Source organism: Planococcus beijingensis (assembly GCF_016820615.1).
GTDB classification, from domain to species: Bacteria; Bacillota; Bacilli; order Bacillales_A; family Planococcaceae; genus Planococcus; species Planococcus notacanthi.
The window spans coordinates 27,103-46,457 of the sequence record NZ_JADHDZ010000003.1 but is presented as its reverse complement, the minus strand read 5'-3'; the positions used below and the strand labels follow the sequence as shown (position 1 = coordinate 46,457).

The 19,355-nt window shown below is 43.3% G+C and carries 13 protein-coding genes; all 13 read left to right on the top strand.

Features of this window, described 5'->3' with window-relative positions; all coding sequences use genetic code 11:
* The first annotated feature begins 434 nt into the window (after positions 1–434).
* The 13 genes from IRE19_RS08810 to IRE19_RS08750 all read left to right on the top strand — a co-directional run bounded on the left by IRE19_RS08810 (position 435) and on the right by IRE19_RS08750 (position 19,212).
* Entirely contained in the window at positions 435–791 is a 357-nt protein-coding gene (locus tag IRE19_RS08810) for a helix-turn-helix domain-containing protein (RefSeq protein WP_191714888.1), read from the top strand.
* A 180-nt stretch (positions 792–971) separates the two neighbouring features.
* Positions 972–1,757, top strand: coding sequence for an SDR family oxidoreductase (locus IRE19_RS08805; protein WP_203340085.1), 786 nt, complete (start codon positions 972–974; stop codon positions 1,755–1,757).
* 13 nt (positions 1,758–1,770) lie between these two features.
* Complete coding sequence (locus IRE19_RS08800) at positions 1,771–2,268, top strand: DUF4334 domain-containing protein (RefSeq protein WP_203340084.1); 498 nt, start codon at positions 1,771–1,773, stop codon at positions 2,266–2,268.
* A gap of 131 nt (positions 2,269–2,399) precedes the next feature.
* Entirely contained in the window at positions 2,400–4,172 is a 1,773-nt protein-coding gene (gene recQ, locus IRE19_RS08795) for a DNA helicase RecQ (protein WP_203340083.1), read from the top strand.
* A 259-nt stretch (positions 4,173–4,431) separates the two neighbouring features.
* Entirely contained in the window at positions 4,432–9,018 is a 4,587-nt protein-coding gene (gene gltB, locus IRE19_RS08790) for a glutamate synthase large subunit (RefSeq protein ID WP_203340082.1), read from the top strand.
* Between the two features lie 201 nt (positions 9,019–9,219).
* Positions 9,220–10,707: a glutamate synthase subunit beta gene (locus IRE19_RS08785; RefSeq protein ID WP_203340081.1), complete on the top strand. Its 1,488-nt coding sequence runs from the start codon at positions 9,220–9,222 to the stop codon at positions 10,705–10,707.
* Positions 10,708–11,133: 426 nt separating this feature from the next.
* Complete coding sequence (locus IRE19_RS08780) at positions 11,134–11,595, top strand: hypothetical protein (RefSeq protein ID WP_203340080.1); 462 nt, start codon at positions 11,134–11,136, stop codon at positions 11,593–11,595.
* A gap of 89 nt (positions 11,596–11,684) precedes the next feature.
* Complete coding sequence (locus IRE19_RS08775) at positions 11,685–12,593, top strand: HD-GYP domain-containing protein (protein ID WP_203340079.1); 909 nt, start codon at positions 11,685–11,687, stop codon at positions 12,591–12,593.
* 125 nt (positions 12,594–12,718) lie between these two features.
* On the top strand, positions 12,719–13,369 hold the full coding sequence (locus tag IRE19_RS08770; RefSeq protein ID WP_191714896.1) for a hypothetical protein: 651 nt from the start codon (positions 12,719–12,721) through the stop codon (positions 13,367–13,369).
* A 107-nt stretch (positions 13,370–13,476) separates the two neighbouring features.
* Positions 13,477–14,934, top strand: a complete 1,458-nt coding sequence (locus IRE19_RS08765) for a circularly permuted type 2 ATP-grasp protein (RefSeq protein WP_203340078.1) — start codon at positions 13,477–13,479, stop codon at positions 14,932–14,934.
* A complete protein-coding gene (locus IRE19_RS08760) occupies positions 14,934–16,805 on the top strand; it encodes an alpha-E domain-containing protein (protein ID WP_203340077.1) in 1,872 nt (623 codons plus the stop codon). Before IRE19_RS08765 ends, IRE19_RS08760 begins: the two co-directional genes overlap by 1 nt.
* 145 nt (positions 16,806–16,950) lie before the next feature.
* Positions 16,951–18,396, top strand: coding sequence for a DEAD/DEAH box helicase (locus IRE19_RS08755; protein ID WP_203340076.1), 1,446 nt, complete (start codon positions 16,951–16,953; stop codon positions 18,394–18,396).
* A 249-nt stretch (positions 18,397–18,645) separates the two neighbouring features.
* The gene (locus IRE19_RS08750) at positions 18,646–19,212 is read left to right on the top strand and encodes a 3D domain-containing protein (RefSeq protein ID WP_191714900.1); all 567 of its coding nucleotides are present in this window, start codon (positions 18,646–18,648) and stop codon (positions 19,210–19,212) included.
* Positions 19,213–19,355 lie beyond the last annotated feature (143 nt).

Here is a 19,355-nt window from a genome sequence, read left to right as displayed (position 1 = left end):
TAACCTCCATTTGTTTATTCTAACATAATACTTTTTTTAGTTAAAAAAATCAAAATAAATTTATTATCTAGTAAAAAAGCCCTCTAATTACGTTTTGGACGGTACTGTAAAATTGAGAAATATAAGAAATGTTTTGTTAGAATAATTATTATATTCAAATTTGCGTCATTTATTAATTTTATCTATAGGTGAAGTGGCACTGAAACAGATTTCTAAGTTTAACATGTCAATTTACCTGCAATTCCAAAAAATCTTTCGTGTGGTAAATTAAGTAAATAAAATATCCTATTAAATTACCATAATTAGTAATCGTTAGTTAGTGTTCACTAATTATTCACACTTTTTTAAAGAATTATCCAAAAAAGATTGTGAAAAAGCGCAAGGTGCAGTATATTTAAAATAGTTAGAATATTATTCAGGGAGCAGGAGTATAAATGAAACAGTTAAGCAAACGAATCAAGGACTTAAGAGAAGCAAAAGGACTATCTACTGAAGAATTGGCAGAAGAAATCGGCTTTGCGAAAAGCACGGTCTGGGCTTATGAAAGTGGAAAGAAACAAGTGTCTGTAGTGCATCTCGAGAGGCTTGCCGATTATTTTGAGATATCAGTCGACAGTTTGTTGGATCGCAGCGAACGGACAATCAATGTGGATCTTCAAAATACCAGTTTTTTAAATGATTATAATCTAATGTTGGATGACCAACCGCTTAATCAGCATGAAATTGCGGAAGCTGCATCTTTCATTCAAGTTAAACGCCGTATGGGCAGTTATGGAACCGCGACTAACTGATTGCCTGAAGGCCCAATATAACCAAAACGCCTATTCCTTAAAGGGGAATAGGCGTTTTGGTTTTTTGGAAACGACTAAGCCAGCAAGAGGAACTGCCTAAAGCGATATTTCCTGTTTTCTTGTTTATTCCAAATGCTTCCGGGAAGACATAAAGTAAAATGGATGATGGAGGCTGAAATTATGAGTAAAACAATCTTTATTACAGGAGCAGGAAGCGGGTTGGCGAAAGGAACAGCATTCGGACTCGCGGAGCAAGGGCATAAAGTGATTGCACCAGTGGAAACAGCTCCTCAAGTAACGGCTTTAAAGGAAGAAGCCAAAGCAAAAGGGCTGGATTTGGATATTTTTAAAATGGATATCAAAAATCCACAGGACTTGGCGCAAATGCTTGAATATGATTTTGATATTTTTGTGGCCAATGCTGCCATAAATGAAGGCGGTGCCCTGGCAGAAGTGCCGATGGCGAACTTCAGGGAATTATTTGAGGTCAATGTTTTCAGTACTTTAGAAACAGCTCAAATTGCTGCGCGGAAATTTGTGGATAAAGGAAAGGGCAAGATTATTTTCATGTCTTCTATGGCAGGGATTATGTCGACTCCTTATGTCGGTCCTTATACTGCAACTAAGCATGCGATCGAAGCCATTGCCACAACGATGCAAAAAGAGTTGGAAAGCCAAGGAGTTCAGGTGGCAACCATTAATCCAGGAGCTTTTGCGACAGGTTTTAACGATCGCAGTGCAGAGGCTAAATGGAAGTGGTTCGATGAAGAAATTCATTTTACGCGGAAAGAAGATATGGAAGAAGCTGATCGTGCATTAGAGAGTCAATATGATCCTGCTGAAATGATTGCGAAGATGATTGAAGTTATACCTCTTGATCACCATAAATTCCGTACAGCTTTTCCTGAAGAAACAGAAAAGCAAATGAAAGAAGAAGAGGCGAAACGATGGAAAATGGAGATTTGAAGGAGGGGCGAAGATGGAGCGCCAAGCAGAGTTGGTTGCCATGCTGGAAAAAGGAGAAGCGGATCTTCATGCTGCTTGCCAATTATTTGATTCGTTGGAAACGGTTGATCTGGAATCGCTTCTTGGAACTTGGAGAGGAAAAGAATTCCTTACTGGCCATCCGTTAGACGGTGTCTTAAAGAAACTAAATTGGTATGGGAAAGCATTCCATGATACAGAAAATGTGGATCCGTTGCTGTTTGAAGTGAAAAAAGGAAAAGTGATCGCAGTCGACCCAGTTCCTTTTATGGGAAAACAGAAGTTAACAAAAGCGGTTGGCGGTGAAGCCCGTATGCGGATGGTGGAGTATCGCGGGAAAATGAGTGCGGCGATGATCTATGACCATTTGCCGATCCTTGACCATTTTCGGAAAGTGGCAGAAGGGAAACTGCTTGGCATGATGGACTTGAAGGGAGACCAGCAGCCTTTTTTCTTCCTGCTTGAAAAAGTGCAAGATGAAAAACTGTCCTGAGAGCGTATGCTTGAGGACAGTTTTTTTATCTGTGTCAATATACATGGTTTTTCTCGGTATTTCGTCAAAGAAAAAGGCGCAAAAATGTGGTAAGCTAACTCATACGATACGAGTATTAGGAGTGTTCTATTTTGTTGGAAAGCGCGAAAAAATTATTGAAGTCCCATTTTGGCTATGAATCCTTCCGGATCGGCCAGGAGCAAGCCATTACCCAGGTGTTTGAAGGGCATAATTCGATTTGCGTCATGCCGACCGGCGGAGGCAAGTCCATGTGCTATCAAATTCCGGCACTGGTCATGGAAGGGACCACCATTGTCGTGTCGCCTCTGATCTCATTGATGAAAGACCAAGTAGATGCACTTTTGGCAGCTGGGATTCCAGCTGCTTATATAAATAGTTCCCTCGATTTTGATGAAGTGCGGGAAACGCTTATGGATGTGCAACGCGGTGCCATTAAGCTGCTTTATATTGCGCCAGAGCGTTTAGATTCAGAAATGTTCCTGAATGAACTTCAGGGAGTCCATGTTCCGCTGATTGCTGTTGACGAAGCACATTGTATTTCGCAATGGGGCCACGATTTCCGCCCAAGTTACCGTTTGATCAGCCGGATGACGGAGCTGTTCCCGAATAATCCGACTGTATTGGCGTTGACTGCTACTGCCACGCCCCAAGTGCGTGAAGACATTTGCCGGATTTTGAATATCGAAGAAGAACACACCATTATGACTGGTTTTGAGCGGGCAAATCTAACATTTTCCGTCATTCGCGGCCAGGACCGGGAACGTTTTGTAAAAGAATACGTGGAAAAAAACGAAAAAGAAGCGGGGATTATCTACGCCGCCACTCGAAAGACAGTGGACTCGGTATACGAAATGCTCATTAAAAAAGGCATTAAGGCTGCAAAATACCATGCCGGCATGCCTGACAATGAAAGAAAGATCGGCCAAGAACGATTCCTGAATGATGAAGTGACTGTCATGGTGGCGACAAATGCATTTGGTATGGGAATCGATAAATCCAATATCCGCTTTGTCATCCATTATCAGTTGCCGAAGAACATGGAAAGCTATTATCAGGAAGCCGGCCGTGCAGGCCGTGATGGGCTGCCGAGTGAGTGTATCGTATTGTATGCTTCCCAGGATGTCCAAACACAGCGTTTCTTAATTGATCAGGCCCAGGATCCGAGCCGAATTCCGGGAGAATTGGTGAAGTTGCAAGGGATGGTTGATTATTGCCATACTGAAAGTTGCCTGCAGCAGTTTATCATTCATTATTTCGGTGACACGGCAGCAGAACCATGCGGCCATTGTGGAAGCTGCTTGGATGACCGTGAAAGCATGGATGTTACGAAAGATGTTCAAATGGTTTTGTCATGCGTCATCCGGATGGGGCAGAAATTCGGCAAGGCTATGACAGCGCAGGTATTGACCGGTTCCCGCAATAAAAAAGTGCTGGATTTTGGTTTCGATAAATTGTCGACCTATGGAATTCTTAAGCACCAAAATGCCAAAGAAGTATCGAATTTAATTGAATTCATGATTTCGCAGGAGCTATTGGCTGTTGAACAAGGTTCGTTTCCGACCATCTATGTTCCTGATGGTGGCAGAGATGTATTGCTTGGCAAACGCCAGGTATTAAGAAAAGGCGCGGTTGTCACCAAGAAAATTTCATCGAATGATCCTTTATTTGAAGAACTCAGAGTGGTTCGGAAAAAGCTGGCTGATGAAGCGGGAGTGCCGCCTTTTGTTATTTTCTCCGATAAAGCATTACAGGATATGGTGGCGAGACGCCCTAAAAATGAAGTGGAATTTTTGGAGGTCAACGGTGTAGGTGCCAACAAACTTGAAAAGTATGGACAAGCCTTTTTACAAGCGATTCATTCTTTTGATGCCATAAATAACTGAATAAATATAAGTTGGAAAACCCCGTATAAAACGGGGTTTTTTTATTTGATGAATTACTTGAACTGTATATTTATACATTGTGTTCCGGAGTAAACGTTTGTTTTTCTTGCAATAAAAATGGAAGCGCTTGCAATGTGGATATAAGATTTCGCCTTTTATTTTTGATATTTTTTTACTTGGGGGAATTGTATATATATTCAGACTTATGATATACTATCAAAACATTATGACACATGAGTGTAATGAAGGAGGCGGTTTGATGAGCAAGAAAGAGTATCCAATCCCACAGGGACTATATCATCCAGATCAGGAACACGAGGCGTGCGGAATCGGGATGATCGCCAATATTAACGGAGAAAAATCACATGCAATCGTTCAAAATGCGATCAACATATTGTGCAACCTGGAGCACCGAGGCGGCCAATCATCTGACACGAGCACAGGAGATGGTGCAGGGATTCTGACGCAAATTCCCCATCGTTTTTTCCTGAAGCAATGTGAAAAAGAAGGCATTACTTTGCCTGAAGAAGGAAAGTACGGCATTGGTATGCTCTTTATGCCAAAAGATTATGATTTGCGTATGAAAACCAAGGAATTGATCCACCAAATTATCCAAGAAGAAGGCCAAGTCTGTCTTGGATGGCGTCCGGTTCCGGTCAACGATTCGTTTGTCGGTAAAGTCGCTTCAAAAACCAAGCCTGTGATTCGCCAGGTATTTATCGGTGCTGCACATGGATTGGAAAACCGTATTGACCTTGAGCGCCGTTTATATGTCATCCGCAAACGGATTGAACAGGAAATGGTCGGCAAAGAAGAATTTAAAGATGTGTATTTCAGCAGCCTTTCAGCAGGTACGATTGTTTACAAAGGCATGCTTATCCCGGAACAACTCGATTCGTTTTATATAGACCTCAACCATCCCGAATTCAAATCAGCATTGGCTCTCGTCCACTCTCGCTTTAGTACGAACACCTTCCCAAGCTGGCAACGTTCACACCCTAACCGCTACTCAATCCACAACGGTGAATTCAATACCCTTAGAGGAAACGTCAATTGGATGCGTGCTCGTCAGATGCTTTGCACATCTCCCGCTTTCAATGAAGAGGACCTTCAAAAAGTACTGCCTGTCATAGACGAAACCGGCAGTGATTCTTCAATGTTCGATAATTGCTTTGAATTCCTGCATTTGTCTGGAAGATCGCTTGCCCATACAGCCATGATGATGGTGCCGGAACCTTGGGTCAATGATCCAACCATCAAACAGGAAAAAAGAGATTTCTATGAATACCATAGTACGCTTATGGAACCGTGGGACGGTCCGGCTGCATTGGTCTTTACAGATGGCAAACAGATTGCGGCTTGCCTTGACCGAAACGGCCTGCGGCCTGCACGTTATTATGTGACGAAGAGCGGCATGATCGTCATGGGCTCAGAAGTAGGCGCACTTGATATATTTGCAGATGACATCATTTATAAAGACCGTCTTCGCCCAGGGAAAATGCTGCTGGTGGATTTAGAAGAGGGCAAAATTATTCCCGATGAAGAAATCAAGCTGCAGATTGCAGGAGAGTTGCCATACAAAGATTTCATCGAGAAAAATATGTTCGATTTGGAAGATTTGCCGGAGCCGGTCAAACCTACAAACTCTGACGATGCGCAGCCTTTGATTAAACGCCAGCTCGCTTTCGGCTATACAATGGAAGAAGTCCAAAAAATTATCAAGCCGCTAGCAACAGATGGGAAAGATCCTGTTGGTTCGATGGGATATGATTCGCCTTTGGCAGTCTTGTCTAAAAAACCTCAGCTTCTCTACAATTATTTCAAGCAATTGTTCGCTCAAGTTACGAATCCGCCAATTGACGCCATTCGTGAACATATTATTACAGCAGCCCGTACAACCATTGGTGCAGAAACGAATCTGGTTCAACCGACTCCTGAAAGTGCCCGCCATATCCGCCTGGAAACGCCGATTTTGACAGATATTGAACTTGAAAAATTGCGTCAGCAACATGTTCCTGATTTCAAGACCGCAACCATCTCTATACTGTTTCCAAAAAATGATGGGGAGCAAGCAATGGAACAGAGGTTGGAAGCTGTTTTTGCGGAAGCCGATCAGGCGATACGAGAAGGGGCGAAATTGCTCATTTTATCCGATCGGGGAGTGAATGAGGAGTTTGCAGCGATTCCTGCGCTATTGGCTGTTTCAGGTTTGCATCATCATTTGATCCGTGAAGGCACCCGAATCCAAATGAGCATTTTGCTGGAATCTGCAGAACCGCGCGAGGTCCATCATTTTGCGGCGTTGCTCGGTTACGGAGCGGAAGGCATAAATCCATATTTGGCTTTCGATACAATCAAAAATTTGATTGAAATAGAAGATATTCCGAATATGAATTTTGAGGAAGCGGAACAGACTTACGTTAAAGCTGTTACAGACGGCATTATTAAAGTTCTATCCAAAATGGGAATTTCAACCATTCAAAGTTACCGTGGTGCGCAGATTTTTGAAGCTGTCGGTATTCATATGGACGTAATCGATAAATACTTTACACGAACTTCTTCACGATTAGGCGGAATTGGTCTGGATATCATTGCTAAAGAAGTTCTTATGAGACATGCGGCAGCTTATCCGGTTGCTCAAGGAGACGACCAGGCCCTGGAATCCGGCGATGAATTCCAATACCGTGAAAATGGAGAAAACCATCAGTACAATCCAAAGACAATCCATACACTCCAGCATGCATGCCGGACTAATAACTACGATGTCTTCAAGAAGTATACGAACTTGTTGACGGATGAAAAGGCCAATCTTCAATCGCTGCGCGGTTTGATGTCCTTTAAGAAACGGACGCCTGTGCCGATCGAAGAAGTGGAAACAATAGAAGAAATCTGTGCGCGCTTCAAAACAGGCGCCATGTCGTACGGTTCCATCAGCAAAGAAGCACACGAAGCATTAGCGGTGGCAATGAACCGCATCGGCGGAAAGAGCAATTCTGGTGAAGGTGGAGAAGAAGTTTCCCGTTTTATTCCGGACGAAAATGGCGACAATCGCCGCAGCTCCATTAAACAAGTGGCATCCGGACGCTTTGGCGTAACGAGCCATTATCTGGTGAATGCCGATGAAATCCAAATCAAAGTGGCCCAGGGAGCAAAACCGGGAGAAGGCGGACACTTGCCTGGCAAGAAAGTTTATCCTTGGATTGCTGAAGTGCGCGGCTCTACAACCGGAGTTGAATTGATTTCACCGCCGCCGCACCATGATATCTACTCAATCGAAGATTTAGCTGAATTGATTTTTAACTTAAAGAATGCAAATCCAGATGCGCGAATCAGCGTTAAATTGGTATCCGCTGTTGGTGTCGGGACGATTGCTGCAGGTGTTGCTAAAGGCCGGGCGGACGTTGTCTTGATCAGCGGATATGATGGCGGTACAGGAGCGGCTCCTAAAACAAGCCTGAAACATACAGGGCTTCCATGGGAAATCGGCTTGGCTGAAACGCATCAAACCTTGCTGTTGAACGGTCTGCGTGATCGCATTGTCGTAGAAACAGACGGCAAAATGATGACCGGCCGCGATGTAGTGACAGCGGCTCTGCTTGGCGCTGAAGAATTCGGATTTTCCACTGCACCGCTTGTTGTACTTGGCTGTGTCATGATGCGCGTCTGCCATTTGGATACGTGTCCTGTCGGCATTGCAACTCAAAATCCCGAACTGCGTGAAAAATACGGCGGCGATCCGGAGCATGTAGCGAATTTTATGCGCTTTATCGCAAGAGAAACACGTGAACTGATGGCTGAACTGGGCTTCCGTACCATCAATGAAATGATTGGACGGACAGACGTTCTTGAAGCCAATCAAGCTGTCGATCACTGGAAAGCCGGCGGCATTGATTTGAGCGCCTTATTGTATCAGCCGGACCTGCCTGAAAAAGTAGGCCGTTATGCGACGGTTAAACAAAACCATGAATTGGAACAGACATTGGATTACCAGGAATTGTTGCCGCGTTGCCGTAAGGCGATTGAAAATGGCGAGCGGGTTGAAGTGGCAACGGCAATCCGTAACATTCACCGTGCGACAGGAACGATTGTTGGGAGTGCCATTTCAAAACGTTACGGTGCAGAAGGCTTGCCTGAGGACACTGTTAATTTGAATTTCCAAGGATCTGCCGGACAAAGTTTCGGTGCATTCATTCCAAAAGGGATGTCGATGAACCTGATCGGCGATGCCAATGACTTTGTCGGAAAAGGGTTATCGGGCGGTAAGATTACGGTTTATCCGGCACTCGATTCAACTTTCCTTCCTGAGAAAAACATCATTATCGGAAATGTATCATTCTATGGCGCCTCTGCTGGCGAAGCCTATATCTATGGAGTGGCTGGCGAACGCTTTGCTGTCAGAAACAGTGGAGCGAAAATCGTTGTCGAAGGTGTAGGCGACCATGGTTGTGAATATATGACGGGAGGACGGGTAGCGATTCTTGGGCAGACCGGCAAAAACTTTGCAGCTGGTATGTCAGGAGGCGTAGCTTATGTTCTCGATGAAGAAGGTACGTTCAGTGAGCGCTGTAATGCCGAAATGGTCCATTTGCAGCCGCTTGCCGACCCTGCAGAAATCGAAGAATTGCGCGAAATGATTCAAAAGCACGTTCATTACACAAGCAGTGTAAACGGCACGCGCTTGTTGGCTCACTGGGATATTTATTCCGCAAAATTCGTCCGGGTTATTCCTAAAGCTTACCTTCAGATTAATGAACGAATCAATAAATTACAGAGCAGCGGCATGGCCAAGTCCGAAGCGGAAATGGCCGCTTTCGAAGAAAGCAAAATGGCCGGTGCCGGGAAATAAGAAAAGCGGAAGCGCCTGTTCAGCTCTTACAGGGGCAAGGCGTTCTGGCGAAGCGGCATCTTTTCAGCCGCACAGCCAGAATGGCTTGCATCCCGAAGAGCTAGGTGCTGAAGTCTAGACAATAAGAAAAGCGGAAGCAGCCGTTCATGTTCAAAAGTGCTGTGATTACAACATGAGAAATCGTGAGTAGGAGGGGAAACAATGGGGAAACCAACAGGATTTATGGAATATGGCAGACAAACAGTCAAAGAGCGCCAACCGGCTGAACGGACAAAGGACTGGAATGATTACACAATTCCTTTGTCGAATGAAGAAGTGGCAAAACAAGGCGCGCGTTGTATGGACTGTGGAGTGCCGACATGCCATACCGGAATGGAATTGGATAATGTAACGACCGGTTGCCCTGTAAACCATCTCATCCCAGAATGGAATGATCTTGTTTATCGTGGCCAGTGGAAAGAAGCCTTGCACCGTGAACACTTGAAAAACAACTTCCCTGAGTTTACAGGAACGGCTTGTCCGGCACCTTGTGAAGGAGCTTGTGTACTCGGCATCAATGAACCGCCAGTAGCGATTCGTACAGTAGAACGGTCGATCATTGAGCGTGGATTTGCGGAGGGTTGGGTTGTGCCTGAGCCACCCAAAACACGTACCGGCAAAAAAGTAGCCGTAATCGGTTCGGGGCCGGCCGGACTTGCCGCTGCAGCCCAGTTGAACAAAGCGGGGCATATGGTGACGGTATTTGAAAAAAGCGACCGTGTAGGCGGCTTGCTGACGTACGGAATTCCAGAAATGAAGTTGTCCTATGATATGGTAACCAGACGTGTGAATATTCTTGAGCAGGAAGGAATCACTTTCATCACAAACGTGGAAGTCGGGAAAAACTACCCTTCTGCGAAACTGAAAGATGATTTCGATGCAGTAGTCATGTGTACGGGTTCAACAGTTCATCGTGATATTGATGTGGAAGGCCGGGAGTTGGAGGGTGTCCATTTCGCTATGGATTTCCTTCACGCCAGTACAAAAAGCCTTCTGGATTCAAATTTTGAAGACGGCAATTATATTTCGGCCGAAGGCCAAAATGTCATTGTCATCGGTGGTGGAGATACAGGAACGGATTGCTTAGCGACATCAGTTCGCCATGGTTGTGAAAGCCTTGTTCAATTTGACGTTTATGACAAAAAAGGTGCAATCCGCGACGAAAAAGGCAATCCATGGCCACAATATCCGAAAGTGCACCGCGTGGAATATGGCCATAAAGAAGCAGCGGCCACTTTTGGTGAAGATCCAAGAGCTTACGCAGTTATGACCAAGAAGTTTGTCGGTAATGAAAACGGCCAAGTCAAAGAAGTCCATACGGTCAATGTGAAATTGAAGATAGACGAAAACGGCAATCGGATTCGCGAGGAAATTCCAGGCACCGAAAAAGTATGGAAAGCAGATTTAGTGCTGATCGCCATTGGCTTTAGTGGGCCAGAACAAGACTTGATCCAGCAGCTGGAGTTAGAAACAGAAGTGAATTCAAGAGTAAAAGCGGAATATGGAAAATACACTACAAATATCGAAGGCGTTTTTGCGGCGGGTGATGTCCGCCGTGGCCAAAGCCTGATTGTTTGGGCCATCAATGAGGGACGTGAAGCAGCGCGTGAATGCGATCGTTTCCTTATGGGGACGACTGTATTGCCGTGATAAAGAAGCGTAATAATAGAGTTGAAGAAAAGCTGCAGTTGACCTCATTCGCGAGTTCAACTGCAGCTTTTTCTGTGGAAAGGAATGGACGCAGAAGAAGGGGGATAAGAAGTAGCGTTGCCATCAATAAATGCCCATGGTTGTTTCCATTTAGGGCAGGGGAATGAGGAGTGTTTACGCACAGTAGCAGCCTTATAACAGCTATTTGATAATCCTTTATTACAGTAATACTTTATCACTGTAACCTATAAGTCTTTTATCTAAATAATACAATATTTGATTGTGCAAAAGACCTATGAAGGATATACTATATTAGGTCAGGGATGGTATTTTAAGTTAATTTAAAGTAGAAAGATAATTGGCTTTTGCTTATAAAATTTTAAAATCTCACTGCCTGCTTACAAATTGGAAATAGGAGGAATACGGATGTTTAAAAAGAGCTTAATCGCTGTATTATTTTCATTCATTATGGCAATGGTATTAGGTACTAGTGTGTTTGCAGCGGATAATGGTGAAGTGGTCAAAGTCGACGCTGCAACAGAAATGACTCCGGAAATTGCATCAGTGATAAAAGATATTGAAAAAGCAAATGCGAAAATTTATGCTGAAATAGCCAAAACCCAAGAAAAAACTAACATGATGTATAGCAAATATCTTGAGCAAGTGAAAAAAACTGATAATGAAAAGCAAAAAGTGATTCTGTGGGAAAAGTATGATATGAAAGTAAATGAAACTATTTCTAAATTAGACTTGAAGACACAAAGTATAACAAACAAAGAAGTAGAAAAGGCCTCTGAAGCTGGAGTGAAAGTTGAAGTAAAGTGGATTCTTGTGAAATTTGCTGATCGCGAAGCATTAATTGACCCATTAGTTGCAATTGGTTGGTAATTTGATTTTATAAAAAGAAAAATATGAGTTAAGATGAGAGTGTAGATTGTTATCTATAACTCTTATTTTTTTTAGAAGGAAGTGGATATATGAAAGGCTTGGATATATTAAAAAAAGGATATCTTGAGAAAGTTAATAATGGAACTACTTCTATTAGTCTACTTGGACGAGGTCCTGGGATTGAATTGATGAAACAAACTTTTTTAGAAAGTACCCTGATTGTTCTTTTTCCAAGCAAAGATCCTACGGTCCAAGAGTTTTTTTATATAATAATGGGAGAAATCGAAGCAGAACTAAATGAAGGCAAGATCACTATTGAAGCGGAAGAATTTTTTTCGACAAAAAATCTTGAAGGAATGGTTCAGTTCACAGCCAAAACTGATGTCACTCTTTTATCTGTTTCAACTGCACCGGTATTCCATTATTTGAGTGATATGATAACCGAATTAAGAAAAATAGGTGAAGCAGTCGAAAAGAAGGACCGCTATACATTTAATCATAGTTCTAGAGTAGCTAACTATGCAGTGAAAACTGCTGCAAAAATGAATTTAAACAAAGAACAGATAGAGAACTTATTTTTAGCCTCCATCCTCCACGACATCGGCAAAATCAACATTCCTGAAGAAGTATTGAAAAAGCCAAGCAAATTGACGAACGAAGAGTTCGAGTTGGTGAAAAAGCATCCAGGCGATGGCGCTGCCATGATCCGGGACACTCCTTATGCAGACATCGCAGATATCGTCGAACAGCATCACGAGCGCGTGAACGGAAGAGGCTATCCTTTTGGCTTGAAAGGCGATGAGATTTTAGTGGAAGCTAAAATTATCGGCGTGTGCGATACGTTCGATGCGATGACCGAAGACAGAGCTTACCGAACCGCATTTTCTCCAGAATACGCGATGGCCGAAATCAACAATCTGGTTGGGGTTCAATATGATGAAACAGTCGTCAAGGCTTTCGAACAAGTTTTGAAAGAAGAAGGAAAGCTAAGTTCATAGATGCTGGAACCAGACACCCAGACTTTTCGAGGTGTCTTTTATTTTGCCTAAAATGTTTAAAAATCAGTGATTTAGTCAATACTTTATACACAGTGATTATACAAAAACGAAGAGGAGAGATTCAAATGGCCAGAAATTCATCAGGCGGTATGTTTGGAAAACTTGTATTGATCGGCCTTGGTGCTGTAATCGGTGCAGCAATGACTCAGCAGAAAACGCAAACAGGCGAAACCTCTCAAACCAGCAAAGCAGATATGAAAGCGAACATTAAAAAAGGGCTTGATCGTTTAAATGAGCAATCAGGCGGTATGGTGGACAAAGTGAAGCCGACAGTCAATAAAGCGGTGGAAAAAGTGAAAACGGCAATTGATGCACAGCAGGATATGATGAACAAAGAAAAAGATGCTTTGGATAAAGCGAATAAAACATTACAGGATGATGTTGGCGGCAATGTCGACAAATCGAGCAGTTCATCAACTGATCAGTCAAAGACGAGCTCTACCGGCAATGTTTCCCCTAACACCAATAAGCCGACAGGCGGCGTTTATGGAGGAAGCACGGAGTATACAGAATCCTTGAAAAAAGATGTTGATGATTCGTCGAGTACGGACAGTTCTACATTCGGCAGCACTGGATCTACCGGCAATACTTCTTCTGAAGCCAATAAACCATATGGCGGAAGCACGGAGTATGCGGATTCTTTGAAAAAAGACTTATCGAACCAGTCGAAGAAAAAAGACGATTCTTCTTCAAATGATTCCACATTCGGGAAGTAAATTAGGTATAATGGAACAAAGTTAAGCTATGCGCGTTTCCAGAAGCGGCATAGCTTTTTCTTCATTCATTTTTGTCTGAATATTCTACGTATTAGGGGGTTGTCTCTTTGTTTAAAACGTATTCGACAGGGGCATTTTTTGATGAAATGTTTACACCAAATGGAAAGCCGAAGTCACATTACCAAAAATTTTTTGATGTACTTCAGAAGTTTTCGAAAGATGAGCTGCGTGAAAAACATGAAACAGCTCAACTGTCTTTTCTGAGGCAAGGCATCACTTTCACTGTTTATAACAACAATGTCGGAACGGAAAGAACCATGCCTTTTGACTTTGTGCCCATCATCATTCCATCTGAAGAGTGGGAAGTGGTGGAAAAAGGAATGGTCCAGCGCGCGGAAGCGCTCAATCAGTTTTTGGAGGATGTCTATCACGATAAGCGCATCCTGAAGGATGGGATTGTTCCCAGACATTTAGTTGAAGCGAATCCATATTATTACGACGAACAGGTAAAAGACATCGACATTCCGCTGAAAAATCATATTTTTCTAGCCGGTATTGATTTGATCCGTGATGAAAACGGGAAATATCATGTGCTTGAAGATAATTTGCGTAATCCATCAGGGTTGTCTTATGTGTATCAAAACCGGTACGTCATGCGTCAGGTTTACCCCGAGTTTTTCGCCAGCCAATCGGTTCATACCCTCGAGCATCAGCTTTCCCATCTCCATCAGGCGATATTGGACCATGCGCCGGAATCCAGAAAAGACAAGGCCTTTGCTGTTCTGCTGACTCCTGGGATGTACAATTCCGCATATTATGATCATGTCTTTCTAGCGCAGCAGATGGGCATCGATTTGGTGGAAGGCCGAGACCTGATTGTTAAAAAGAACATCGTTTACATGAAGTCAATCCGGGGGTTGAAACGAGTCGATATCATCTACCGCCGGATAGACGACGATTATCTGGACCCGGAAGCGTTTCTCGCTGAATCTGCACTGGGTGTTCCCGGGTTGCTGCTGGCTTACAGAAAAGGCAATGTAGCGATTTTAAATGGCATTGGAAATGGAGTGGCAGACGACAAAGCCATCTATGCCTATGTGCCGGAGATGATCCGGTATTACTTGAATGAAGAACCGATCATCGATAATGTCAAAACCTATCTATTGGATAAACCGGAAGAGCGGGAGTGGGTGCTCGATCACTTGCATGAATTGGTGGTAAAAAATGTCGGTGCTTCGGGTGGCTACGATATGTTGGTCGGACCGCATGCATCAGAAGAACTGATTGAACAGTTTCGTGAAAAAATCATTGAAGCCCCTCACCAGTACATTGCCCAGCCGACCATTAAACTGTCCAGGGCCCCTGCGTATCAAGGAGAAGAATTTTATCCTTGCCATGTCGACTTAAGGGTTTTTGTCGTTCGGGGAGTGGACACACATGTTATGCCGGGCGGGCTTTCACGTGTTGCTTTAAAAGAAGGGTCCTTGGTTGTGAATTCTTCGCAGGGCGGAGGCGGGAAAGACACATGGGTGTTTAAGAAAAGAGAAGAAGAGGGGGACGCTTAATGCTGAGCCGCGTGGCAAATTCTTTGTATTGGATGTCGAGAAACGTAGAGAGGGCAGAGAACAACGCCCGTATTTTGGATGTACAATTGCTTCAGATGATTGAAGCGGCAGACGAAGAGTTGATTCGAGATAGCGATTGGAAATTGATTTACGAAATATGCGCTTCGACAGCAACGATGGAAAAGATTAAGTCCCTTCCAAGCTATCAGGAAGATCAGCTTGTCCACTACTTGGCTATGGAAGAAGCCAATTTTAATTCCGTAGCGAGTTGTGTGAGAGTCGTCCGTGAAAACGCCAGAATCAGCCGGGACCACATTCCGGATGATTATTGGGAAGCCTGGAATGGCTGTTACTTGATTTTACAGGAAATGGATCAGCAAAGCTGCACTGTCAAAGAAATACGTGAATTTCTTCAACATGTCAAGCTGACCTCGCTGACCACACAAGGAATCGTGGAATCCTCCATGTCGAGGGGAGTCGCTTACCAGATTATCAAAATCGCCAAATGGCTGGAACGCGCAGAAAAGACAGCCCGAATTTTAAACGTCGTTTGTGAACGTACGAGAGAGCGGGTTTTGGAAGCGCAATCGGAGGATTATTATTATTGGCTGGCTGCATTACGGATGACCAATGGCTATAATGCGTATTTAAAAGTGAATCCCCCACAGATGAACCCGAAGAAAGTATTGACTTTCCTGATTGCCGATACGAACTTTCCGCGTTCGATCCGCTATTGCCTTACGCATGTCCGCAGAGCAATCGATGAGTTGGAAGGCGGAAAAATTTCTCATTATTCATGGCAGCTTTATGCGAAACTGGACCAACTCCAGGAAGAATTTGAAGCCATTAATATTGATGAACTGAACTCAGACGAAATTATGGATTTTCTGAATGATTTTCAGAATGGCTGCAATGAAGTTGGCCAGATTTTTTCGAAAACCTATTACTTAAGCGATTCCGAGACCAAACCGATGGAATCCAGCCAATCACAGAGCATGGGCGCGAAAGGAATAACATCTATGAAATATAAAGTTGAGCATACCAATATCTTTCAATACGAAACAATTGTAGACCAAAGCATGAACTCGATCCGGCTAAAGCCGAGAACGGATGAATGCCAACGCTTATTGTCCTACCGGGCGGAAATTACACCGGCTTCCTTGACTAAGGAGCATATCGACATCTGGGGAAACCATGTAGAGACCTTTTTTATTGCTGAGCATCACCAGCATTTAGAAGTGAAGACGACATCCATCGTCAGCATCCAAAAAAGTCCCTTTATTCATCGGATTGATTATTCGCCAGAAATGAGTGCCATTTTTCATTCGCAATTATTCGGAGAACATTACCTGGCCTTTTTGAGTAATACAGCGTATACGTATTTATCAATGGAGCAAATGAGCCAAATCGACCGTGAGCTGGGCATTATGAAAAATCCAGTGCAATATGCGATCGACGTGATGGAGTATATTCACCAGCATTTCACTTATGACGGTGAATCAACGACGGTCAATACAAAAGCGGAAGAATCTTTTGAATTAAGAAAAGGGGTTTGCCAGGACATCACGCATGTCATGCTCGGCATTCTTCGCAGCAAGTACATACCGGCCCGTTATGTCAGCGGCTATTTGTATGTGGGGGAAAATTCGGCACTTGTCGGGGATGCTGCGAGTCATGCATGGGTGGAAGTGATGGTCCCTGGCATTGGTTGGGTAGGTTTGGATCCAACGAATAATGTAGAAGCTCTGGAAAATCATATTCGTGTTGGCGTAGGGCGGGATTATAATGATGTCAGCCCGGTGCAAGGGGTTTATCGCGGCGGCAGCCAGTCCTTGGATGTTAAAGTTTCAGTGAGCTTGATGGATCAATAACTGGAAACCGTAGACATGGGAATTTTCTTCAGCACCATCGATTTTTAGAGCGGGATAAAACTTAATAATCGTTTAACAGCAGAATTTTCTAATCCGTGCGATAATAGGAGAACCTGAAATTTTTGAACGGAGATGGAGAGCAAACATGAATACGAAACAATTTAAAGAATACGGCATAAGTGAACCGATCGTGAAGGCTCTTGAGGGGCTTGGATATACCGAACCGACAGAAGTACAAAGAAAAGTCCTTCCTGTCGCATTTTCAAAAACTGATATAACGGTGAAGTCTCAAACAGGAAGCGGGAAGACAGCTGCATTCGGAATTCCGATCTGCGAATTGGTCGACTGGGAAGAAAACAAACCCCAGGCCTTAATTTTGACACCGACACGGGAATTGGCGGATCAAGTGAAAGAGGATATAACGAACATCGGCCGATTCAAACGAATCAAAGCAGCGGCGGTTTATGGCAAACAGCCTTTTGCTTACCAACAGGCTGAACTCAAGCAGAAATGCCATGTGGTTGTTGGGACGCCGGGCCGTGTGCTGGATCATATTGAACGTGGTACGTTGAACTTGGAACGCATCGAATACCTGGTTCTTGATGAAGCAGACGAAATGTTGAATATGGGCTTTGTGGAACAAGTGGAAGCAATCATCAACAAATTGCCGAAACAGCGTATGACTATGCTGTTTTCAGCGACATTGCCTGAAAACGTAGAAAATCTGCAAAAAAAATACATGATTGATCCGAAGCATATTGAAATTGCTTCAACGGAAACTTTAACCGCTCGAATCGATCACTCCTTGTTTGTTGTAGCGGAACAAAAGAAATTCTCATTGTTGCGGGATGTGACCATTGTTGAGAATCCGGACAGCTGCATCATTTTCTGCCGGACCAAAGACAATGTCGATTTTGTCATGGAACAGTTGGAAAAACATTATTACACGTGTGATAAATTGCACGGCGGCATGATGCAGGAAGACCGTACTGCTGTTATGAATGATTTTAAACGAGGTGAATTCCGTTATTTGGTGGCGACTGATGTTGCTGCCCGCGGGATTGATATCGACAGCATTACGCACGTCATCAACTATGACTTGCCGATGGAAAAAGAAAGCTATGTACACCGTGCAGGCCGCACAGGACGTGCCGGAAAAACAGGGAAAGCAATTTCATTTGTGACACCACATGAAGACAAATTCCTGGCTGAGATAGAAGAGTACATCGGTTTTGAAATTCCGCGCAGAACGGCACCTTCACCGACTGAAGTGGACGGAGCTATGCTGGACTTCACTGAGAAACTTGAAAGCCGTCCAAAGCTGAAGAAAAACAAAAATGAGCAAGTCAATAAAGATATCCTCAAGTTGTATTTCAATGGCGGCAAGAAAAAGAAACTTCGTGCTTTTGACTTTGTGGGTACATTAACAAGCATTCCAGGAGTGACAGCTGAAGATATCGGGATTATTAAAATACAGGATACAGTGACATACATTGATATTCTGAATGGCAAGGGCCCGATGGTCTTGAAGGCGATGAAAGATAAAACCGTTAAAGGCAAAACACTAAAAGTGCATAAAGCCAACAAATAAGCTGGGACTGCGAGCCAAAAAAGGTTCGCAGTTTTTTAATTTCCAAAGAAATAAAAAAACGATGTACCATATGGAATGGTATAAAGAGTCTTGTTTTTTTACATAATTTAGGTTTAAAATAAGGACGTCATAATTCATATGTCACAAAATGAAGCAGTATTGTAATGAAACATGCCCTTTATTGTTACATGCCTGTAATATTCCCGTGCTATTTTAATTGTACTTAGAAAAAGCAAAGGGGATAGCAGATTGAAAAAACTATTGGCAGTCTTAAGTTTTGCACTGATTTTATTCCTAGCAACTTCGATTCAAAGTTCAGCGGCATCAAATGTATATACAGTAAAAAGCGGGGACACATTATATAAAATTTCAAAATCTCAAAAAGTATCAGTCAGCAATTTGAAAATCTGGAACAATTTAAAGTCCAATACGATTCATCCAAAACAGAAACTTAAGTTGAAAAAACCGGCTGCTAAAACAGTTTCGAAAAAAACGACTCCTTCACGTTCGACAAGCGGAACAGTCGCAAAGGAATTCACAGTGAGCGCCACTGCATATACAGCTTCGTGTAAAGGATGTTCAGGCATTACACGCACAGGGATTAACTTGAAAAAGAATCCGGGGCTGAAAGTCATTGCAGTGGATCCTAAAGTTATACCTTTAGGAACGAAAGTTCATGTGGAAGGCTATGGATACGCTGTTGCAGGTGATACCGGCGGTGCTATCAAAGGGAAAAAAATCGATGTCTTTATTCCGACCCAAAGCAAAGCGCTTAAATGGGGACGCAAAAACGTTAAATTAAAAGTATTGAAATAAGTGAAATCCGGCTCATGAAAATGAGCCGGATTTTTTTGCGTTCAGCAATTGACTACTGGAGAATTGCGGGTGGGTAACTTCACAGAAAGATTTAAAAAAATTGGAAATAGGGTAAATTCAAATGAATAGTCTTTTTTAAGGTT